At 35.6% G+C, this 24484-nt stretch carries 13 protein-coding genes and 1 tRNA gene; 8 read left to right on the forward strand and 6 right to left on the reverse strand.

The features are described from left to right. Positions 1 to 7 precede the first annotated feature (7 nt). The 3 genes from B9Y84_RS08485 to clpB all read right to left on the reverse strand — a co-directional run bounded on the left by B9Y84_RS08485 (position 8) and on the right by clpB (position 6175). Entirely contained in the window at positions 8 to 1039 is a 1032-nt protein-coding gene (locus B9Y84_RS08485; protein ID WP_085516659.1) for a DUF4249 domain-containing protein, read from the reverse strand. A gap of 1 nt (position 1040) precedes the next feature. Beyond that, the gene (locus tag B9Y84_RS08490) at positions 1041 to 3398 is read right to left on the reverse strand and encodes a TonB-dependent receptor (protein WP_085516660.1); all 2358 of its coding nucleotides are present in this window, start codon (positions 3396 to 3398) and stop codon (positions 1041 to 1043) included. Positions 3399 to 3550: 152 nt separating this feature from the next. After that, complete coding sequence (gene clpB / locus B9Y84_RS08495) at positions 3551 to 6175, reverse strand: ATP-dependent chaperone ClpB (protein WP_085516661.1); 2625 nt, start codon at positions 6173 to 6175, stop codon at positions 3551 to 3553. A gap of 262 nt (positions 6176 to 6437) precedes the next feature. Here clpB and B9Y84_RS08500 point away from each other — a divergent pair, with 262 nt between their 5' ends. Continuing rightward, positions 6438 to 9215 (forward strand): triple tyrosine motif-containing protein, encoded by a 2778-nt coding sequence (locus B9Y84_RS08500; protein ID WP_085516662.1) that lies wholly within the window; start codon positions 6438 to 6440, stop codon positions 9213 to 9215. Further along, on the forward strand, positions 9212 to 9634 hold the full coding sequence (locus B9Y84_RS08505; protein WP_085516663.1) for a thioesterase family protein: 423 nt from the start codon (positions 9212 to 9214) through the stop codon (positions 9632 to 9634). The genes B9Y84_RS08500 and B9Y84_RS08505 overlap by 4 nt, the downstream gene beginning before the upstream one ends. Positions 9635 to 9641: 7 nt before the next feature. Here the strand turns inward: B9Y84_RS08505 and B9Y84_RS08510 are convergent, their stop codons facing one another. Further along, on the reverse strand, positions 9642 to 14786 hold the full coding sequence (locus B9Y84_RS08510) for a PKD domain-containing protein (RefSeq protein ID WP_085516664.1): 5145 nt from the start codon (positions 14784 to 14786) through the stop codon (positions 9642 to 9644). Positions 14787 to 15040: 254 nt separating this feature from the next. Between B9Y84_RS08510 and B9Y84_RS08515 the strand changes: the two genes are divergently transcribed. The 6 genes from B9Y84_RS08515 to B9Y84_RS08540 all read left to right on the forward strand — a co-directional run bounded on the left by B9Y84_RS08515 (position 15041) and on the right by B9Y84_RS08540 (position 22707). Beyond that, a complete protein-coding gene (locus B9Y84_RS08515; protein WP_176223755.1) occupies positions 15041 to 16084 on the forward strand; it encodes a PorP/SprF family type IX secretion system membrane protein in 1044 nt (347 codons plus the stop codon). A gap of 8 nt (positions 16085 to 16092) precedes the next feature. After that, on the forward strand, positions 16093 to 17337 hold the full coding sequence (locus B9Y84_RS08520) for a M48 family metallopeptidase (protein ID WP_085516665.1): 1245 nt from the start codon (positions 16093 to 16095) through the stop codon (positions 17335 to 17337). A 164-nt stretch (positions 17338 to 17501) separates the two neighbouring features. Then, complete coding sequence (locus B9Y84_RS08525) at positions 17502 to 19814, forward strand: OmpA family protein (protein WP_085516666.1); 2313 nt, start codon at positions 17502 to 17504, stop codon at positions 19812 to 19814. 138 nt (positions 19815 to 19952) lie between these two features. After that, positions 19953 to 21542, forward strand: coding sequence for an acyl-CoA carboxylase subunit beta (locus B9Y84_RS08530; RefSeq protein ID WP_085516667.1), 1590 nt, complete (start codon positions 19953 to 19955; stop codon positions 21540 to 21542). 119 nt (positions 21543 to 21661) lie between these two features. Further along, a complete protein-coding gene (locus B9Y84_RS08535; protein ID WP_085516668.1) occupies positions 21662 to 22534 on the forward strand; it encodes a sterol desaturase family protein in 873 nt (290 codons plus the stop codon). A 99-nt stretch (positions 22535 to 22633) separates the two neighbouring features. After that, positions 22634 to 22707, forward strand: a tRNA-Ile gene (locus B9Y84_RS08540). Positions 22708 to 22876: 169 nt separating this feature from the next. On the opposite strand, the gene B9Y84_RS08545 is transcribed toward B9Y84_RS08540, so the two are convergent. Next, positions 22877 to 23962 carry a DUF4238 domain-containing protein gene (locus B9Y84_RS08545; RefSeq protein WP_176223756.1) on the reverse strand — a complete coding sequence of 362 codons (1086 nt, stop codon included), beginning with the start codon at positions 23960 to 23962 and terminating at the stop codon, positions 22877 to 22879. Between the two features lie 246 nt (positions 23963 to 24208). Beyond that, positions 24209 to 24475 carry a hypothetical protein gene (locus tag B9Y84_RS08550; RefSeq protein ID WP_085516670.1) on the reverse strand — a complete coding sequence of 89 codons (267 nt, stop codon included), beginning with the start codon at positions 24473 to 24475 and terminating at the stop codon, positions 24209 to 24211. Positions 24476 to 24484: the final 9 nt, after the last annotated feature.

A 24484-nucleotide genomic window follows, 5' to 3' on the forward strand; every position in this document is an offset into this window, starting at 1 on the left:
TGTTTTTTTACCAAAAGGTAGGTTCTTCCCCTTCACTATTCTCATATTTAGTGCAGTTAAAACAATATTCTGGTAAGGGGTCTGTTGGACTAAATTGTTTACAAGCAAGAGCCGCCTCATTAACTCCTGACAAAGCTGTAGACGGTATTCTTATACGTTTGGTATCCACACTAGAAACAACAAAGTAGCCTAAGACCTTTTCCTCTGCATTAGTTAAGGAATTTATATTACTTTCAATTTGAGCAGGAAGAGCACTAAAAATAGACCCATCATTTTCAAACTGATCTTTTATTAGAGTCCAAAATTTAAATGCTCCTTTACTTAAAGATTTTAACCTAACTTGAAAACTATAATCTTCTGAAAATCTTAATCCATCGGAGAGGTAAGTAATTTCAAAGTCTTTCAACAAACTATTATTTGAAAACTGATCATTGTATAAGTTTATATCAAATTTGGCAAATTCCGTATTCCAACAATACCTATTATTATTATCCATAGGAGCAGATTGAAATTTATATGTTCCTTGCCAATCTAATTTAAAGTAATCTTCAGTTTCAGTGTCTTTGAAATCACAAAATACTTTAATTCCTTCTTCAAGATACGTATAATCATTTACTTCTACTTGTCGTTGGCTTTTGCGGTAATAAACCTTATCAATTTCTCCGGTGGATAATAGAGTCTCAACCTCTGATTCATAAATAATATCATTCGAAGTCTCAATTCTTAACTTATAACTTTGTCCTATTTTACCCACAAATTCAGTCGGGCATGATCTGTATATACCAGGTTTACTTTCCTTAAAAAAATACTCAAGTCCATTTTCATCAGTTACACTAACGGTAGCATTTTCTTCCATTGGATTAACTAAAGTTTCATAGTCAGAAGTTCGTTGCAAAACCACTTGATATGCTTCTGGAAGATTTGTGATTTCTCCCATCACGACAAGGCGGGAGTTTCTATCATTAACTTCAATGTCGAGAGGATCGATACACCCATAAAATAAAAAAATTGGAACGATATATAATAGGTTGACTCTCATTTTAAAAACTAAAATTATAAGTTAAGGAAGGAAATGGAATCCCTAATATAGCCAGCTGATATCCTTGAGGGGGCGCTCCGTTTTGATCACGAAAGAATACTGAAAATGGATTCTTTCTGCCATAGACATTGTAGAGACCTATTGTCCAGCTACTATTGACCTTTTTTGACTTCTTTACAGGATCAAAATTTAATGATAAATCTAATCTATGGTAATCTGGTATTCTGTATTGGTTTCTTTCAGAAAACTCAGCCACTGCAATAGATCCGATATCATATTTACTAATGGGAATACTAACAGGTCTTCCTGTACTGTAAGTAAAATTAGCACTTAAACTCCAATCACCTGATAGTTTATAAGTTAGTATTGTTGTGAAATCATGAGGTTTATCAAAATATGCAGGATATGGATTACCATTATTAATGATTTCTTCCTCATACTCACCTTCTCCTTGAAAGAACGATCTGGAATAAGTGTAACTTACTCTACCACTTAGATCTCCTGCTGTTTTATTAATTGAAATTTCACTGCCATATGAGTAACCCAATCCACTTACCAGTTCTGTCTCCAAAAACTCATTTAAGAGTAAATTAGCACCTTCTTTGAAATCAATAGAATTCTGAATAGTTTTATAATAAACTTCGGTCGATGTTTCAAACAACCCATTCCTAAAATTTCTAAAATAACCTACCGAAAATTGATCTCCTACTTGAGGCTTAATATGTTGATTACTTAATTTATAAATATCAGTTGGAACTACTGCTGCATTATTTGCAATCAAATGCATGTATTGCCTTGTCCTTTGATAGCCTAATTTGATTGATTGATTATCATTAATCTGATAATTCATGGACACCCGAGGCTCAAATCCTCCATATGAGATAATATTCTCGCCAGCCTCATAAACCCTAGTTTCTTCAATACTCTGCACTGATTTTGTTTTATCATCCTCATAAGAATACATAGTGTAAGGACCAATTTTATTAAAAAGACTGTATCGCACTCCTAAAATAAATTTAAACTTCTGTACCTCAAAATTATCTTCTGCAAAAAAGCCCCATTCTCTTCCCTTATCATATTCTAGTTCTTTCTGGTTAATAATTGACTGACTCCCAGCTGGCTGTAGCTGCCCTGGATTTAAGTTATACTGATTTACTTCTGCACCCCACTCTATATAATGAGGAGACAAATCCACTCCAAAAAATACTTTTGCTGCATGATTTTCGCTTCCAATTCCGAGGTCAAATTGTTGATTACTAAATCTTCCTTCAACATTAGAAAAATTATCTGAGTAAGAAATTAAACTCGAAACATTAAAAATGTCATTCAGCTCATATTGATACCTAAGTGTTCCCGAAATATTTCCATAACGGTAAGTTGTGTCGGGCGTAAAAGAAAATTGATCAGCACCATGATAAGCTGAAAAACTTAATTTCCCTTTCTCTCCTGTGCTCAAGCTCACTCTTGTATTCAAATCATAAAAAGAAGCACTACTGTTTTCTATCTTAGGATTACTAACGGCTTTCAATAACCAGTCAGAGTAAGTACTACGAGCAGAAATCATTACTCCTAACTTATCCTTTACAATCGGAGTTTGCAGTGTAAGCCTGCTTGAAATCAGCCCAATCCCACCATTTACTGTCAAAGAATCCTTAATTGGATTCTGAGTTGAAACTGATAAGACTGAAGAAATTCTCCCTCCATAACGTGCAGGAATACTCCCTTTATATAAGACCACATCCTCTACGATATCTTGATTAAAGACAGAAAAGAAACCAAATAAATGCGAGGTAAAGAAAATTGGAGCTCCATCTAGTAAAACTAAATTCTGGCCTACCGATCCACCCCTTACGTTTATTCCTCCTGATCCTTCTCCAATGGAACTGATGCCTGGTAATGTGATAATACTTTTGATAACATCTACCTCACCCATCATCGGTGGTATTTGCTTGATGGATTTTATTGATAGCCGTTCTATGCCCATCGAAGCAGATTTCAAAGAAGATACATCTCCTCGAGACTTTACTGTAACTTCTGACAGTTGCTGTACATCGTCCGACATTTGAAAATTTAAATTTACACTCCGATCAAATTTGAATTTCTTTTGAATGGTTTTTTTTCCAACTGCTGAAATTGTGAGGACGTGGGAGCCTTTCTCTATACTAAAAGCAAAATTCCCTTCTACATCAGCAACTACTCCATCACGCCCATTATTCCATGAAATAGAAGCTCCCACAATTGGCTCTTGGGTTCCTTTTTCCACAATACTCCCGAAAACTCTGAAATGGTTAGTTTTCTGAGCTATTGAAAAAGTAGAGATTAAAAAAAGAATACTAATTAGTAATAAAAATCTACTCATGTTGATATTTTCACAAAACAAGCGATAGCTTTTTAATATTACTAATCCATTATAATTATTTTGATAGTCGGTATTTATTTCCTTTAGGCTAAAAGGGATATAATATGAAAACCGCAACTATTATGATAGCTGCGGTTTTAAGTCTTAATCAACTACTCTATTTCTACATCCTCCACATTTCTAAAAACGATTTCCTCATTTTCCATTTCAATTAGCACTGTACTGTCATTACTGATTTCACCACTAAGGATTTGTTTGGATAGCTCATTCAAAATAGTTCTTTGCATGACCCTTTTTAGTGGTCTGGCTCCGAACTGAGGATCGTAACCAATTCTTCCTAAATAGTCCAAAACGTCTTGAGTTGCATCAATCTGAATTCCATTTTCTCTCAATCTTAATTGAACCTCTTTCCACTGAATATTAACAATTTGCCTTAAAATCTGCTCGTTCAATGGCTCAAACATGATGGTCTCATCTATCCTGTTCAAAAATTCAGGTTTAACAGATCTTTTCAGTAATTCAAATACTTCGTTTTTTGTTTCAGCTAGAATCTGATCTTTCTTCCATTCATCACCACTATAGTTTTCAGGACTCAGTCTTTCTTGAATTAAATCTGACCCAATATTTGTGGTCATAATAATTATGGTGTTTTTGAAATTTGCCAAACGTCCTTTATTATCAGTTAAACGACCATCATCTAATACTTGCAATAAAATATTGAAAGTGTCCGGGTGGGCCTTTTCAATCTCATCCAGTAAAATAACAGAGTATGGCTTTCTTCGGACTGCTTCCGTAAGCTGCCCACCTTCGTCATAACCAACATATCCAGGAGGCGCTCCTACGAGCCTGCTGACAGCGTGCCTCTCTTGATACTCTGACATGTCTATTCTCACCATTGCATTGTCATCATTGAATAGATATTCTGCGAGTGCCTTTGCTAATTCCGTTTTACCCACACCTGTGGTTCCCATAAAAATAAATGAACCAATGGGTTTATTAGGATCTTGCAAACCTGCTCTGCTCCTTCGAACTGCATCTGATAAAGCACCAATAGCTTCTCTCTGCCCTGCTACTCTTTTACCCAATTCTTCTTCAAGGTGCAACAATTTCTCCCTATGACTTTGAAGCATTTTTGTAACCGGGATTCCGGTCCACCGTGCTACGATCTCAGCAATCTCCTCAGAACCCACTTCCTCTTTTAAAAGCGTATGACTAGAGGCTTGCATTTCTTTCATTTTCGATTGAAACTCATTTAATTTTGATTCCGCCTCTGTTAATTTTCCATATCTGATTTCGGCAACTTTTCCAAAATCCCCTGACCGCTCTGCTTGTTCTGCTTCCAATTTCAGTTTATCAATATGTTCCTTCTGTTTTTGAATTCCCTGAATCACTTCCTTTTCACCTTCCCACTTAGCTCGCAAATCTTTACGTCTTTCTTCAAGATCAGCCAATTCTCTATTTACCATGGCTTCCTTATCTTTATTCTTCTCTCTCCGCATCGCTTCTCTTTCAATCTCCAGCTGCATGATTTTACGATTGAATTCATCTAATTCCTCAGGTAAAGAATCAATTTCAATTCTCATTTTTGAAGCAGCCTCATCCATTAAATCTATGGCCTTATCTGGTAAAAAACGATCGGAAATATACCTACTTGAAAGCTCGACAGCGGCTATTACAGCATCGTCTTTGATTCGCACACCGTGATGCACTTCATACTTATCCTTAATACCACGCAAAATCGAAATGGCATCTTCTTGAGAAGGTTCATCAACATTTACAGCCTGAAATCTTCTTTCTAAGGCTTTATCCTTTTCCACATACTTTTGATATTCCTTTAAGGTCGTGGCCCCAATTGCATGCAACTCTCCCCTAGCTAATGCAGGTTTCAGTAAATTAGCTGCATCCATTGCACCTTCGCCTCCACCAGCTCCAATCAAAGTATGGATTTCATCAATAAATAAGATAATTTGCCCCTCTGAGTCTGTTACCTCTTTAATTACAGACTTCAATCGCTCTTCGAATTCTCCTTTATACTTAGCTCCTGCTACCAAAAGTCCCATATCTAAAGAAATCAATATTTTTTCTTTAAGATTTTCAGGTACATCTCCATCCACAATTCTCTGTGCCATCCCTTCTACAATAGCCGTTTTACCAACTCCCGGTTCACCTAGCAAAATAGGATTGTTTTTGGTTCTACGCGAAAGAATCTGTAAAACCCTACGTATCTCTTCGTCCCTTCCGATAACGGGATCAATTTTTCCAGCCTTTGCTTGCTCATTCAGATTGATCGAATAGCGCTCTAACGCACGATATTTCGATTCAGCATTTTGATCTTTGACAGGATCACCACCTCTGAGTTCCTTTATAGCCTTTATCAAATCCTTTTCCGCAAATCCTGCATCTCTTAAGAGATTGGCTGTTCTATCTCCCGCCTTCAATATTCCTAAAAGTAAATGTTCTATGGCAACATAGTCATCCTTAAATTCTTTTAGAAATTTCTTGGCTTCCGTCATTGCCTTATGAGCATCATTTGAAAGGTAGGGCTGTGCTCCACTTACCTTGGGGTAACTGGCAACTAATTCCTCCAATTTCGTATCGAGAAATGCTCTATTAATATTTAATTTCTTGTTTAGGAATGTAAGTACATTCTCATCAGTTTGCTGAATTGCTTTAAGCAAATGTCCTGTTTCAATGGCTTGCTGTTCATTTCCAAGGGCAATTTCAGCCGCTTTTTGAATAGCTTCCTGCGATTTTATGGTATATTCGTTTAAGTTCATTTTTGTAAGATTTGATTTTAAGATGCATACAACAATTCTTTTACCATTAGAATAAATCTGCCTTTATGACTTATTTCAAGTTATAATTTAATCTTTTCAAGACTTTTTGGCACCATTTATATCCGCTAAAATAAATTATATGTCAAAAATTGCATTTACAAAAGGCTATAAGTTCTCAATAGGTATGATATCCTAGAAAAAGCGAAGGTGCAATAGAATTATTTCAATATCTTTACACTTAAACCCCAAATATCCTTACCAAATGAGGTACCTACATCTTCTGATTTTTTTATTGATCGCCAGCCATGCAATTTTAGCTCAAAATGGTGATGTGCCATTAACTCATTACAAAATTCCAATTTCACCACAGGATTATAGCTTTAATGATCTAAGAATTGATAAACAAGGCAGATTACTAGTAGCTTATAAAAAAGGAATACTACAGTTTGATGGTGATTCTTGGTTAAAAATTGATATCTCTAGCAGTCCCATTAAATTCCTAGATATCGGAAATAGAACATTTCTTTTAGCTAAAGGTGGTATCTATGAAATGAAAGAAGACATGTTTCATCAAAACAAGTTAGAACTTCTCCTTCAGATTCCAATAATATCCCCTGTCTCCGATCTAATCTACTTTAATGAAAAGTATTATTTACTTACAAATGAACAGATTTATATATTTGACGAAGAATTTAATAGATTAAATGTATATGAATCTCAGCTGGGATATAAAGATGTTTTTGTATTTGAAAATAAACTTTATGCATTTGAAGATAATTATCTCCTTGAAAATATTGACGGCACGTGGGTAGATTTAAATCTATTCGCTCCTCAAGACACAGATTTTTTATTTTCCATCAAAGGCAAGAATAATTTATATTTCGCTTATGACAATGGAAGCTTTTATTCTTTTGACGGAAAGGATTTTGATCCTTACTCTTCAGAATTAAATGAATATCTAAATCAGAATTATCCCCTCTCGGGAAAATTTCTAAATGATAAACTAATCATTTCTACTTTAAGCGGGGGAGTAGTAATAGTTGAAGAAACTTCAGGAAACATTAATTCCACTATTCAAAAATACAATGGCTTATCAACAAATGAAGTTACTGCCTTGACAATGGATAATCAGAATGGTTTATGGTTGGCTCATCCATATGGACTATCTAGAGCTTCCCTCAATATACCACTCTCTGATTTTCAATTTTATCCTGGATTGAATGGCTTACCGGAAGCTACCATTATGAGAAATGATACCTTTTGGGTGAGCTCCACTGAAGGCCTATTTTATTTAAAAGAGGTCAAAGATTATGAAACACTTCAAAAAAAGCTCGTCCAAAAAATAAAGGTATCATCACCCAAAAAATCTACCGCTGAGAAAGATGATGATCCAAATAATTTTTTAGAGAATATATTCAGCTTCGGAGAAAATAGTGCTCAAGAACAATATATCAGCGAGAAACTAGATAATTATAGGGAAAAGTATCGTAACGAAGGTATTCGGTTTAGAGCCTTAAGAAAAAAGCTTGACGAAAAAGAGCAGCAACTGAGAGATTCCATTAGGAATAGGAACTCCAAAAATACGAAATCAGGTTCAAGCCCAACATATCGGTCTATTACCAAAACTATTGATATTAGTAGACTAAAATCAATAGATTTCGAATATCAAAAAGTAAATGAAATTAAAGATCATATAGAATCCCTAGTAGATACAAAATTTGGATTAGTAGCAAAAAGTAATACTGGCATTTTCTTAGTAAATACGGAAAAAGTTAGAAAAATCTCAAATCTGAAAATGATTAAAAGGCTTCATTTTCAATCTGAATTGGGAATTCTATGGATCACCAGCGAACAAGGATTATTTAGCATAAATTTACAGGATTCTGATAATTCGCTAATAAAACATTCAGAAAATATCTTTAATGATTTACTGATCAACAATAACAATCTAATTGCTGTAGGAAACAATATACTGGAGATTTTCGATATCCAAAATAAAAAACTTACAACTGTTAAAAAACTTAACATTTCTAATAACTTCTCTGAAGAATTAGCTCTTTTTACAGAAGGTGAAAAGGTCAAACTGTTACGTTCAGACGCTATCTTAGAACTTGAGCCAAGCTCATTAGATTTAAAAATTGATTCCCTCTTTGCCGATCCTCTAAAATACTTCTTAAAAGATCAAGAAGATAATATTTGGCTCTTATCAGCACAAGATGAATGGAGTACTATCAATAAGAAATTGTCTTTTCAAGTCATCAAATGGCTCCACACCGTAAGCGCCATAAAAAATATTAATATGGTCAACGACTCTATTATATTTTTTACAACTGACGACCGAATAATTAGGTGGAAATCGGACTCTAATTCAAACTATCCTTTACCAAAAACATTTATTAATAGCGTGATGGTGGAAAACCAATGGGTGGAAAATGATAAATTTGTTGAACTACAATATGGACAGAATGATTTAAAAGTAATCTTGAGCACCCCTGAATATCTATTCAAAGAAGAAGTAGAGTATCAGTATTTTGTAAAAGGCTTAATGGATAATTGGTCTTCATGGTCAAAAAATCGAGAAATAGATTTTCCATATATACCCTCAGGTGATTATACATTACAAATCAAAGCTAAAACGATTCTCAATAATGAAGTGAATGATTTCCAACTTAAATTTGAAGTACTTCCTCCTTATTGGCAAACCTGGTGGTTTTATGCTTTAGAAATTGTGTTCTTCAGTGTACTAATTTTAGTATCAATTCGATTGAATACTACAAATCAAAGCTCTTATCTTACTAAGACTTTTACCTTTCTTACTTTGATATTATTTCTGGAATTATTAGCTACTATTCTTGAAAATAACTTAGAAGGCTATGTAGATGAATCTCCGGTCTATACGTTTATTATCAACGTAATATTAGCTTTATCCATCACACCCATAGAAAGAGGAATTTCGAAGTTATTAGTTATTTTGAATTCTGCCAGAAGTAAAAAACTAATTTCAGAGATGAGGAATGAACAAAAAAAACAAGAAAAATGAGTAGAGTAAAGATAGAGGAGCCTCAAAATTATTTATTTGAAGCCAAAATAACCACTAGAATTACTGATCTAAACTATGGTGGACATGTGGGAAATGATCGAATTTTTGCATTCATGCATGATGCTAGAGTTCAGTTTCTAAAATCTTTAGGCTACAAAAGTGAAATGGATTTTGATGGATTGGGTAATATTCAAACTGATGCAGCGATAAGCTATAAATCAGAAGTATTTGCTCATGAAGAGTTAATTGTTGAGGTTGGAATAAAGGATATCAATAAATACGGATGTGATTTTGTTTACCGCTTCAAAAAATCAGATGGTAAGGTAGCAGCAATCGGAAAAACCGGAATTGTTTTCTTCGACTATGAAAAACGAAAAATAGCCGGTATTCCTGTATCCTTTAAAAAGAAAATAGAGTAGTCAGGTTTTACCTGACTACATTTACTCCACCCCTTTGTTCATAAGTTCTACCATCTTCTTCTGTACTTTTGAAGTTGATAATATATGCGTATAAGCCTTGAGGAACTTCAACTCCATTTAAATCAGTTGCATCCCACTCAAAGTCTTTATCATTAGATTGATATACAATAGTACCCCATCTATTGAAGATAATAATCTGAAATTCACCAACATACTCATTTGCAAAAACTCTGAAAAATCTATTTTGTGCAATTGAACTTGCTGGCCTGACTGCATTTGGTGCAAATACCTTAGGTTGACAATCTTCCAATACGGTAGTGGAAACATTATACTCACACCCAGCTGCCGTTAAAACAACCCTATATTCTCCTGGCTCATTTGCAATTACTGTTCTATTGGTAGTAGTGCTGCCGTTTGGTAAGGTCCATGTATAACTACCAAAAGAGCCTGGATCCAAGGTTACTGTTCTTTCTGCTTCGAGTCCTGTAGGACAAATAAAGTAAGTACTTTGAATCTCCGGTTCAAAAATTTCCTGTACCGTTAAATCTCTGGTAATAACTACAGGATCGCAGCCTCCAGGTCCATTATCTGTTGCAGTAAATGTATAAGTTCCTGACTCAACAATACTCCATTCAAGAGCCGCTTGGGAATTATCTACTGTAGGAATATTAACTCCGGCTGCATTAGTTAAATTAACATTATATTCTCCACTTGCACCACTCACAATTCCTCTCAAAAGAATAGTACCGTCATCACAATTCACTTCTGATTCTAAACTGGCATCTAGCGGCTCATAGCCTTCCTCCACATTTACTGACAACTCTTGGGCACAAGAAATATTTCCATTTGGACTCACAGTAGCAGTATAAGTACCTACTTGATTTACAGTAATACTTTGCCCTTGAGCTCCATTATTCCAATTAAAGGTGAAATCCGCAGGGTTTTGACCGTCCAAAATTACCGTCAGAATTCTACCACCATCGCAATTTATCGTATTTTCAATATCTAAAATATTAGCTTGTGGGCTTAATGCAACATTTATTGTAGCAGTAGAAGCACATAGCGCGCCCTGTGCTGCAGTAACTTCATAAGCCCCAGCTGCAACATTTGATGAATCCGCTGGATTTGGTGAAATACTATACGTTGCATTGGCATTTAAGCTCTCTAGATATCCATACAAATCATAACCAGTTCCACAACCAAATACATTATCATCTGGATTAAAGCTTACTGAATCTGGCAACTGAAGGGAGAAAGAAGCTGCTCCTAAACATCCCGTACCATCTTGATCGAATACTTCAATACTAAAAGTACCTTCACTCAAACCATTAATTGTAAAGACTGAATCAGGAGAAGTACCATTCTGTTCTACATTTCCTTCTTGGTCAACTATTTCCCAGACAAAATCTGGCTTCAGGGTATCAGCATTTTGCGTAAGTGTAACTTCTATAGACTGATTTGTAGGTTCACAATTTGCAGTTGGATTAACACTAACATTAAATTCTGAGTTTGATAAAGCCACTGTTTCTGTAGTGCTACAGCCCGTCAGGTTATCTGTGGCAGTAATGTTATAAGTTCCCGCTGCTAAACTACTGCCAACAGTTTCACCATCTGCTACAGCTGTTGGTCCAGACCAAGAAATCCTTAAATCGTTTGAACCTCCATTTACGCTTAGCTGAATTTCACCATCACTATTCCCACATGTAGGATTAGTAGTACCGTTCACTGTGATAATTGGATTTTCATTTATAATGACTTCGATTTCATCTTCAGCAAAACAATTTGGATCTAATGGATCAGGAATCTCCACTCTTACTATGAAAGTACCCGTAGCATTTGTATTTACATTGAAATTTTGTCCTGTTGAAGATTGCTGAACATCATCAACAAACCAACGATAAGAATTGGCATTACCTCCAGCACTTAATCTTAAAGTTTCTTCTTCGCATAATGTTCTATCACCACCTAAATCAACTTCATACGGAGGACCAGCAAATATCTCTGCTGTTGATATACAACCATTTTCACTGGTTACTGTGACCGTATAATTACCTGTTTCTGTGACTTCAATTACTTGCGTTGTATCTCCAGTACTCCATAAATATGTATGTCCTGGCTCATCAACTATATCTTCTCCCAATGTCAGGGTGCTTCCACAAAAAGTTCTAGGCGTTAATACATTACTCACATCCGGACTGGCAAATAATTCGAAATTTTCTACCAAAAGCTCATCATAGCCGCATTCATTCGTTATTCTTAAGGATGCTTCGTAAGCCCCAGGGTCCAAATCAATATCTAGGGTATCGTTTTGGTTATTAGATGTATAAACACTGCTGCTGCTTCCTGCTGGAGTAATAGTCCAACTAAATTGGTCAAAACTAGTCTTTCCAACGCCTTGTAAAATAATAGGGTCTGCTGTACAGCCAGCAATAACATTAATAGAAGGCTCTTGATTGGGCGTAGATAAATTTTGTACGAAGTTTGGAAGTCCTAATCTGCTGCTTCTACCTGCCAAGTTAAAAGGCTGCAAGCTTGACGCCAAATTACCCCCATTTTCAGGTAGAAATCTTGTATCAGGAGATCCAATTGTATATACATCCGGACTATTATTTGCGGCAATATAAATTTGACCATTAGGTCCTGTTTGCAAAGCTCCTGCTTCAAAACTAAGGTCTGCTACAGTGACACTATCAGGATTTTCGATTTCTTCAATAGTATAGTCATCATTTACAGGAATCTGTAGGAGTAAAGAATTTTGACCATTATTGATTGTTGCATAAAGCAAATTACTACTTGGAGAAAATTCTATTCCATAAACTATACCTCCAAAATTTACATTTATAAGAGCCTCTTCCCAATTTTCAACGCTATCTCTTCGTAGAAAATCTATAAAAGCACCTCCTGAATTATAAGCTTGTGCCACTTTATCTCCACCCGCAGCGTATTTCAGATAACCGTTTGCTGAGGAATTTGAAAAATAATCACTCCCCTGTGAAATATACTCTGCAGCATTAATACCTTGGTCATTGACCGGGTACAGCCTATAACTATTACTACCTAGCTCGTGGGTTAAAACGTTAGTATTTTGAACACCTTGAGCAGCAACTTTCTCAGTGCTCCTACTATAAATTTTTCTCCCTTTCAAAACCACATCACCCAAGCCATTGTTCAGCTTCATATCCACTAGGGCGTATGAAAATACATTGGTCCCTGTACTTGCGTCTTCATTCAAAAATAAATAGTAAAGGGAAGGATCTGATCCATGCGCAACAGCAATAACGCCTTGAGATGCAGCCGGATCTCCCCCTAAGTCCGTTCCGTTAGCCATTTCAATATGCTCGGAGTCCCAGATAACATCACCATTAGTGTAGAATAACAACTCTCCATTGTCATCGGAAACGGTAGTACACCCCTGTTCTGCAACGATTGCGCCATCAGTAACTGCTACCGGCCCTGCATCTCCATTAAAATCTATACCGGCCCCATCACCGAAATACCAGAAATTAGCTAATTGCTTTTGCTCTTCAAATAAAGTCAGTTCAAAACTAGCGGTAACCGTACAGTTGCCTACCGTAACTGCAGCCGTATACACTCCGGACTGGAGAAAAGTAGCTGTTCCATCTCCATTATCCGTAAATTTTTCAGGATCGGGATTGATCCAGACTACCTGATCAGGATCAGAACCATCGGCAAGGGTAGGTCCATAATTTTCCAAAGGTAATTCGCAAACAGTCGAATCCTGTAATTGCACTTCAGAGTCGAACTGATTGACAGTCACTGCTGCAGAATCAATAATAAAGTTCCCTCCTGCGTTAATTGTCAATACAACATCGTACTGACCGGCCTCCTCATAGATCACATTAGGACTGATCGCATTTGAAGTTTGTCCATTTCCAAAATCCCATGAAAGCGAAGTTATATCATCCAGATCACTGTAATCAGCAAAGAAAGAAACAGGGTTATTCTGACAAAGTGAAGCATTGAGTGACGATGTGTACCAATCGAAACGCACGTTACCATCTATTAAGGCTGGAGGTGCAATGTTTGGTAAGTTTTTAGCCTGCGAGAATGAATTATTATCGAACAAATTCCATTCAATAGTTAAAGAATCAGGAATAGAATCGGCATTCAGAATTCTACTTAAAAATTCCTGAGCACCATTATTGTATAAAAAGTATAAATTCCCATCAGGACCATTTTTAAGAGCATCTACATTGGAAACCGTCCTGTTCAATATATTTTCAGAACTAGCACTATCTAAATTTAACTGAATCAATCGTCCTTCACCTGTGCTAAGATTATTTTTGCTGTAATAGAGGTTTCGGCCACCAATTGACCACTCCAAATCTGTTATAATCTGATTTACGGCTCCTGTATTCGAAAGGATTTCTTCATTTTGAAACACTGGATTACCAATATCTGATAAATCTAATGCTAATAAAATAAGATTTTTAGGATTACCATTTACATTAGCTGATGAGAGTGCGAGTTGTAAAGTATCGCTATCGTGAGCTCTAAAAGAAACGTTGTTCAACTGGAAGTCAACAGAAAAGTTGTGATCAGCTACGCTTAAGAGACTGCCATCGTCTTGAATTTGCACCATTTCTAATCTATTATCTGATTGAAAAAGCAGGAAGTAATTCTCTCCTACCTTATAGGAATTAACAAATTCACTCAAATTAGAAAAGCCTGTACCTTGTGCTGATGTCGTCACTTCTCCAAATTCTCCGAGAGACATATCAACACTTAATTGCTGAAGTTCTCCTGCTGCATTTATAATATATACATAAAAAATATTATCACTGGTGTTATTAGAAGGTGCTATTGCAACCGGATGCCTTAAAGAGTTATCTCCTCCTATAGCATTTCCTCCTGGAAGCATAGCATGATTTTTCCCATAAATCAAACTACCATCTGTATAAAAAAGAAGTTGGCCATCTACTGCATTAGCGGCAACGGCTGATCCTTGATTACCAAAAGGGATAGCCTGATTTTCAATCAGTAAAGATTGTCTTGTATCATTCCGATCAAATTGTATTGCATCACTGTTATTTCCGAAATACCAAAATGATTCAGAAAAATCCTGCGCTACTAGAATTCGAGCTGATAACAACAAGACAACAAACAAAAACTTCAAAATTTTATTATTCATACAATAGGTAGTTGTCAACTTTAAACTGATTAACGTAAAATGATCCAAATAAATTTTCTTTTGCAAGAAAATATGATTTACAGGAAATGAACGTTTATGCTATTAAATCGAAATTTAAAAAGAAATAGGTAAACAAGGGAACAATTTACTGTTTTTCACTTTTTTAACAGAATTTTATAAAATTTTTATTTTGATTATCTCACTTTATTACTTATTTCCTATCTTTCGATAAATTTTGAAATTAAATTTGTGTTGTGCTGTATAATTTAAAAAGAAGAAATTTACTTATTTTATTGCTCTTTGTAGCATTCTCTATCTCCTCCTTTGAAGTTAAGGCTCAGGATCCGCAATTCTCGCAATTTTATGCGGCACCTCTATATTTAAATCCTGCTTTTGCCGGAAATACGCAGATGAGCCGTGCTGGAATCAACTACAGAAATCAATGGCCGAGCATTAATGCAAACTTTGTTACTTATTCTGCTTATTTCGACCACTACTTCGACAGACTCCGTAGTGGCGTTGGCTTAATAATTTCTAGAGATGAAGAAGGTATTGCAGGTTTAAGATCTACATCAGTAGGTGCTCAATATGCCTATCAATTAAGATTAACGGATCAACTTACTTTCAGACCAGGTGTTCAAGTGGGGGTCTACAATCGTAATCTCAATTTTGGTAGATTGACTTTTGGAGATCAATGGGACCCTGAAACACAGACCTTTCAAAATCCAACAGGCGAAAGTGCAGGTGGACCAAGTAAAACCTTTTTAGACCTGTCATTTGGAGGGGTTCTGTATTCAGAAAATTTCTGGTTTGGCTATTCTGTATTCCACCTAAATGAACCTAATCAATCAATTCTAGGCGAAGAAAGTAGGTTACCTATGAAACATTCCTTTCATGCCGGCTACAAAATTCCGTTGAACACCGGATACAGAAAAGGTTACACTAAAAGTGGAGACGAGCGCAGCCTAACCCCTACTGCTCAATATAAAATGCAAGGCGGTTTTCAGCAATTAGATTTAGGGCTTTATAGTACTTTAGAACCTATGGTGGTTGGCCTCTGGTATAGAGGAATCCCTTTTGCTACACCTAATGGGTTTTCAGCTTCTGAATCTCTAGTACTTTTGGTTGGATATTCTTACGAAAAACTAGCCGTTGGATATAGTTTTGATTATACCTTATCTGATTTAGGTATTAGAAGTGGTGGCGCCCATGAAATATCTATCACTTATGTTCTCTCGCTGACCGATCCAAGAAGACCACCTGCTGATAAATTAGTAATCCCTTGTCCAAAATTTTAATTTAGTTTATGATTTTTAGTTCCGATCAACTTTTTACGATCATTATTTTGGTTGTGGTAATAGACTATGCCTTAAATACTGTAATTGATATACTAAATTATAAAAAAGCTAACTCAAAACTACCCGCTGATTTAAAAGACATTTTTGATGAAGAAAGGTATCGCATGGCGGTTCAATATCAGCGAGTAAATACTAAATTTGGTTTATGGAGCGGCTTGACTAGTATCGTGATAATCCTTTTGGTCCTGATTTTTGGAATATTGGGTGACTTGGATAGTTTTACGAGGCTCCATTTCGATTCTGTCATTACCCGAACTCTAGCCTTCTTTGGTATCATTTACATCCTGAATGATATATGGAACATCCCATGGCAGTGGTATTCTACCTTTAAAATTGAAGATAGATTTGGCTTTAATAAGATGACTCCTTCACTCTTCTGGAAAGATAAATTGAAAAGCTACTTGCTAACCGCGATTGTGGGTGGAATTCTCCTAAGTGTGCTTGTTTTCCTTATCACTTGGATAGGACAATCTTTTTGGTTGATTTTTTGGATCGTGATTACCATGTTTATGATTGCAGCAAATTTCTTCTATACCAGTTGGATTTTACCGTTATTCAATAAACTAGCTCCATTAGAGGAAGGATCTCTTAGAGACAAAATAATGGCCTATGGGAAATCCGTTAACTTTCCAATAGAAAATATTTATATAATGGACGGCTCCAAAAGATCATCCAAAGCGAACGCCTTTTTCTCCGGATTTGGTAAAAGAAAAAAAATAGTGCTTTTCGATACCCTTATGGAAAAGCATACGGAAGAAGAATTAGTCGCTATATTAGCACATGAAGTAGGGCATAATAAAAAGAAGCATACTGTTTCCGGTATGATAAGTGCAATTTTACAATCCGGAGCGATGCTTTTTATAATGTCATTTATGATTTTCAATCCGACATTGAGCCAAGCTTTAGATGCTGAGCAACTAAGTTTTCCTGTCAATTTCATAGCATTTGGCATCATTTATACCCCCATCAGTCTAGTTTTATCAATGTTCACAAACTTTATTAGTCGAAAACATGAATTTCAAGCAGATGAATTTGCCGCTATTACTTACAATGGCGAAGCCTTACAGAATGCCCTAAAAAAGCTTTCAGTAGATAGTTTAAGCAATTTAAAACCTCATAAATGGTATGTATTCTTCCATTACTCACATCCTCCTTTGCTACAAAGACTGAAAGCAATCGATAAGCACAATTGAAGATAGTATTATTTTTAAAGAAAAAATTTATCTTTATGGCACAATAGTACTAATACCACTATAAATGATTATATTTCTTCTTATAAACATGTGAAATATTAATCCGTTGGAGAAGTATTATTCGAGCTAAATATAAGCTGACAATAATTTAAAAGCATATTATTATGAAAAAATCACTTATACTGTTATTCTGCCTGAGCATCTCTACTTTGATTTTTGCCCAACAGAATAAAGTAGATGACTTAATCTACAGAGGTGAAAATCTATTTAAAATTCAAAACTACGAAGGTGCTGTAAAATCCTTAGCCGAAGCTGTTGAGCTGGGTGCAAATGAGCCTTATGTAAACTACATGTTGGGTGTATCTTATTTAAAGCTGCCAAACGTTACAGATCAATTAAAAGCCACGACTATCTTTGGAAAGTTAGAGCAGCAGGGAAATTTCTCCGATTTACCTAAAGATGCTTACTTTTACATGGCTCAAGCATTTCATAAGAACTTAATGCTTGAAAAAGCTAGTAAATATTATAATCAGTATTTAAATAGCTTAGGATCCAATGATAGAGCCATACGATCAGAAGTTGAGCTAGAGATTGCTAAAGTAGAAAATGCCAAACGCCTCTTAGGACAGAAGAAAGATATCAATATCCAACGGATGGCACCTCCTATCAATTCTGAATTTACAGAATACAACCCTGTGGTTTCTGCTGATCAGTCAGTAATGGCTTTCACTTCATTAAGACCTAATTCAAGAACGGGAAGAGCTGCAGAGGAAGTTTATATCACCTATAAAGAATCAGGCGATTGGGGCGAACCAAGCAAAATCGAAATAAGAACAGACGAAAATGTTGGAACTGCCGGTATCTCTGCTGACGGTCAGCAAATGTTAGTTTTCATTGGATCTGGCAATAAAGGAAATCTCTACATTATGAGAAAAGAAGCCGCAGGTTGGAGTCAACCTTCTGCTATAGAAGGCTTGAATTCTCGTGATCTAGAAAGTACTGGATCTATCACTCCTGATGGGAAAAAAATCTTCTTTGCAAGTAACCGTCCAGGAGGATTTGGCGGTATGGATATCTATGTTGCAGAAAAAATTAGTGAAGGGAAATGGGGCAATATCAAAAACCTTGGAGCTGAAGTCAATACAAAATACGATGAAGATGCTCCTTTTATTCACCCAGATATGAAAACTTTATATTTCACCTCCAATGGAACAAATTCTATGGGTGGAAGAGATATTTTTAAAACTAATTTAGTCGGTGGAGAATGGATTAACCCTACAAATATGGGTTACCCGATCAATACACCACTAAATGACAATTACTTTACTTTATCCGCAGATGGTAGCAAGGGATATTTTTCATCGGACAGACAAGGAGGATACGGTGGCCAAGATATTTACATATTCGATATGCCAGAGAAGTATGCTAATATTCCGCTTACTATGCTCAAAGGGAAAATTACAGCAGGAGAAGATGAGCGGCCAGTTCCTACCAAAATCAAATTAGTGGATAATGAAAATAACACTAAGGTAGATTATGTTTACGATCCAGATCCTACTACTGGTAATTATTTAATTATTTTGCCTCCAGGTAAGAATTATGATTTGATCATAGAATCAGAAGGATATTTACCTTATACACTTAACATCAACGTACCTAATCAGACTTATTTTTACGAACTCTATCAAAAAATTAATTTAAAATTGATAAAGCAGTTTGATGTGGTAGTAGGACAAGAGGTTTCCGTTAACAATGCTTTTTATGATACTAAGCAAGAAGGATCGTATTCACCAAGACAAGCTAACGAAGCTATGTTAGTACAAAGCGATAGCCTGGATGTCTATGATATGATGGACGCCATTATCGCAGCTGAAGATACAGCTGCTTTCAATTATATGATGGACTTAATGTACTCGGTTAACCCTGTTGAAAATGTGGACTTTGATGCTAATGACGATGAAATGGAAATCGCAAGCAGAACATATTATTATGATGAAAGTGATACGACCACATTACAAAGTAGAGTTGTCGAAGGGGAAACGATATATTCATTGCCTACTATGTTCGTGACAGAAGAAGCAGAGAAGCAAAAAAAGGAGAAAGCTCAAAAACGAGAAGCAACATATGATAAATCTCTTCTAGAACCTGTTTATAAAATTTATTTTGATGTTGGTGCAGCAAGCTTTGACGATAAGTATAAAGTTCAATTGCAGGAAATATATAAGTATCTTCAAGAAAATGAGGGCCTTGGTATCCAGATTTCAGGATACGCTTCTGCTGAAGGTGATCCAGAATTTAATAGAAAATTATCGAATAAAAGAGCAATTGAAGTGGTAAACTTCTTTAACTACAAAGGAGTCGTTAGAAGAAGAATTATTGCAAAAGGGTATGGATCAACTAAAGCAAATACCAAAGATGCTGCGGAAAACAGAAGAGTGGAAGTTCAAATAGTAGATCTTAATGAAGTAGATAGATAATTAAAATTTAATTCCACTAAAAAAGGCTGTCTTTTTCAAGGCGGCCTTTTTTATGCGTAAAAAGGATAGTTTGACCTCAAAAAATTCGTTTTTCACCTTCCCTCTCCTATCTTTGAAAGATTATAATCTTATGTTACTATGGGAAAAAACGATATGGAAAAACCTGTTTATACAAAACCAACCAATAAAGAGAAAAACGAACTGCTAGCAGAAAAGAATGCTGCCGCTCTAAAAGGTGGAGGAGAAGCAAGAATTGAAGCGCAACATGAGAAAGGAAAACTTACTGCTAGGGAAAGGATTGATTTATTAATGGACGAAGGTTCATTTGAAGAGATCGGTAAGTTTGTGATGCACAGATGTAAAGATTTCGGCCTTGACAAGCAGCATTATCCTGGTGATGGAGTAGTGACAGGCTACGGTACTATTTCAGGTAGGTTAACCTATGTTTTCAGCCAAGATTTCACCGTTTTTGGAGGATCCCTTTCTGAAACACACGCAGAAAAAATTGTTAAAATAATGGATATGGCGATGAAAAATGGGGCCCCTGTTATAGGCCTTAATGATTCAGGCGGTGCCAGAATTCAAGAAGGTGTAGTTTCACTAGGTGGCTATGCTGATATATTTTACAGAAATGTTAGAGCTTCAGGAGTTGTGCCACAAATTTCAGCCATAATGGGACCTTGTGCTGGTGGTGCAGTTTATTCTCCTGCGATGACTGACTTCATTATGATGGTAGAAAATACCAGTTATATGTTCGTAACTGGACCAAACGTTGTAAAAACAGTAACACAAGAAAATGTAACTTCCGAAGAGTTAGGAGGAGCTAGCACTCACAGCACTAAAAGTGGTGTCACTCATTTCTCATGCGCTAATGAACTAGAGTGTATCAATAATATAAAGAGGTTATTGAGTTATGTCCCACAAAACTGCGAAGATCCTGTTCCATCCGTCCCTTATGAATTAAAAGAAGATGAAAGCAGAAGCGTCTTAAATGACATAATTCCTGACAATCCCAACCAGCCTTATGACATGCGTGAGGTAATAGAAGGGACTGTGGATAATGACAGCTTTTTTGAAGTTCATAAAAATTATGCAGAAAATATAGTAGTTGGCTTTGCCCATCTAGCAGGTAGAAGTATTGGAATTGTTGGGAACCAGCCTTCTTCATTAGCAGGGGTATTAGATAACGATGCCAGTAAAAAAGCAGCTCGTTTCGTACGTTTCTGTGATAGTTTCAATATCCCTTTACTTGTATTTGAGGATGTACCGGGCTTCCTTCCCGGAACTGATCAAGAATGGAATGGTATTATTTCCAATGGAGCTAAGCTACTATATGCTTTTAGTGAAGCAACCGTACCAAGAGTCACGGTGATTACAAGGAAAGCTTATGGCGGGGCTTACGATGTAATGAATTCAAAACATATCGGTGCAGACATGAATTACGCTTGGCCAACTGCAGAAATTGCTGTGATGGGAGCTAAAGGAGCTTCAGAAATTATTTTCCGTAAAGAAATAGCAGCAGCAGATGATAGAGAAGCAAAATTAGCGGAAAAGGTGGAAGAATATACTGAGAAGTTCGCTAATCCATACAGAGCAGCACATAGAGGGTACATAGATGAAGTGATTCTACCATCAGACAGCCGATCAAAATTGATTAAAGCTTTTTCAATGTTAGAAAACAAGGTAGATAAGCTACCCAAGAAAAAACACGGGAATATTCCATTATAATGACCATAGCCTCCTTTTCGGAGGCTTTTTTCTTAGATAAAATTTCATGAATGTAACATTGGTTACAATATCCTGAACAGCTTTTGCTCTATATTCGTTATAGATTTCAAATAAGAAGAATGGAATATATTGATATTTTTATTAGCTCATTTAAAGACTATGCTCGCTATGTAGGCAATGAAGTTTTTAATCTGCATTGGGGTAATTACTTATACTGGTTAATTGCTATATCGCTATTCTTTTACGCGCTAGAATTAATCATGCCATGGAGAAAAGACCAGCCTAAAATCAGAAAAGATTTTTGGCTAGATGGATTCTACATGTTCTTCAATTTCTTCCTATTTTCATTAGTAGGCTTCTATGCTATTTCTAATGTTTTTGTACATATTTTCAATGATTTTTTAGCAGTATTTGGGATTGAAAATTTAGTGGCAATTGAGATTGGCACCTGGCCTGTTTGGGCTCAGTTATTAACGCTGTTTATATTACGAGACTTTATTCATTGGAACGTACATAGATTATTGCATAGGGTTCCTGCTTTATGGGAATTTCATAAGGTACACCATTCAGTAGAACAAATGGGTTTTGCCGCGCATTTACGCTTTCATTGGATGGAAACCATAGTTTATAGAACCATTGAATATATTCCATTAGCCATGATAGGTTTCGGAATCCAAGAGTTCTTGTTAGTTCATTTGTTTGCCTTGGCCATAGGTCATTTCAATCATTCTAACATCAGAGTACCTTTAGGCCCTTTCAAATATATTTTTAATAACCCTCAAATGCATATTTGGCATCATGCAAAGCACATTCCATCGAAAACAGGAGTCAACTTCGGGATTTCTTTAAGTATTTGGGATTATATTTTTCGAACAAATTATATTCCTAATGATGGTAAAGATGAGAAATTAGGTTTTGACGATATGGATAAATTCCCATCAGAACTGAAAGATCAATTGCTGTATGGCTTTAAAAATAGGAAGATAAAGTAAAAATAATTTAGTAATTCCTGCATTTTCTATTGCGCAAGTACGGACATTTCCGTAACATTGCAATCCGAAAAACAATAGCCAGTCGGTTGTTTATTTTCAGGGCCTATAGCTCAGCTGGTTAGAGCACTTGACTCATAATCAAGTGGTCCCTGGTTCGAGTCCAGGTGGGCCCACTTAATTACCTGATTATCAGTGATTTAACTATAATGTTGGGTAGTAGTATTGAAAATTACTAATGACTATTAGTAATTTACTGAGAAATAAGAAGAGCTGCGGATTAATTTCTGTAGCTCTTTTTTTTAACTGTCATGCTTACTTCTAATCGCCCTGCGTATTGTAAAGTTATAGGTTGAGCACTTCTTTTAGCATTTGATCTTTATTTTTATTTAAAAATTCCGGCCAGGCTCTATACTGAGCTAACGAGGTTGATAACACCTTTTTTTTACCTTGAGCATGAACCTTGATAGCTTTGGTATTTAATTTGATTTGATTATCAGTTATGGTGGACAAAATTATAATCTTTTCTTTCGCAACATCTCCATTTACAAAAGCGCGTTTTGTAGTCGAGTTAACAATATTTGCTTTCTGATAAGGTACACTCCTTCTTTTTAAATATTGAATATAGTCTTCAGTTACTTTATCAGAAAAAAATACAGTCTGGAAGCAATTTGTAAACTGTAACATATTTAATTGATCTATATCATTTACGTCATCAATGACTATTCTTTCCTCTTTTCTATTTCCCACCTTATAGATCGCTGAGTCATAAAGAATAAGACATAATTCGTGACTTAACGGAATAAATATTTGAAGTCCTATTTTGCCAAATCCTGATTTTCCGTGAGGCCATTTTCGCTCTTCTAAAAATTGATTATACCTAACAACCGGAAGGTCTGAGGTGATAAATCCCTTTTTTGTTTTATTTATAAGTATTTTACACTCAAGATCTAATAAATTTCTGACCAAGTAGGACACAGATAACAGTGAGGCAGAGATTGCCTCTATATTAGTGATTTCTGGTATGAGTTGCTTTGTTTCATGGTATGGGTAAAGTTCTGCTACTTTTTCTCTTTTTTGTTTATTGGCGTCAAGTTCTTGTTGCATTGCAACTGGATTTCTCAGATGAGTTAAGGCAATAAAATGGAGTAGTGTCACATAATCTTTTGAATTCTTCTTCGGTAATAGATGATTATCTCTGATTCTTTTAATTACTAAAGCTAATTTTGATTCTAACTTCCCTAAATGTTCTTCAATAACTCCGTCATTTCCGTAAAAAAAATTCTTGGACCCTTGTTTTTTTAGCTTAGCAGTACTGAAAGTATATCCACTCTGTGTATTATGTATTCCGATTTGCTCTCTCCCTTTATATGCAAAGTACCGTAAATAGAACTTTGGTATGTAGTGCTGATTTTTCTTTTCTGTTGTCATTTTCAGTGATTTATTTTTCATAGACCATATCCATACTTATTTAAAATTTCCCTGAATACATTCTCCTTATCATTAAATCTAGCATTTCCACAATACATTCTTGATAAATTGCTTATATTATGACATCATTTTAGCACCAAAGGCTTTCAATTCTTGGATCAGCTCTTCTACTTCTAGTTTCTTCTTCTCATTAGTATGGCTTGGTAATTTAGCAGTTGTTAACCTTAATATTTTTAAATCATCTGTTTAGACATTAAACCAAATGGCACGGTGTCTGCCCTCATTCCCTCTTGTCCACCAGGAGTTTTTATCCTCATACAGTCGAAACTGCATTGCCTCTAATGCTTTGATAATTTCTTCAGTATGATATTTTGCATCAGCTTCAAAATATTTTATACATACCCTATTTATTGTTTCCGTGATATAACTAATATGGGAGTAATTATTTTTGTTTAGACGTTTGGCTGGCGTTATAAACTCATTTACAAATTCCTGCAGCATTTGTTTTTCCATTCTTTTTTT

The organism is Marivirga sericea (genome assembly GCF_900177665.1).
In the GTDB taxonomy this organism is placed as follows: domain Bacteria; phylum Bacteroidota; class Bacteroidia; order Cytophagales; family Cyclobacteriaceae; genus Marivirga; species Marivirga sericea.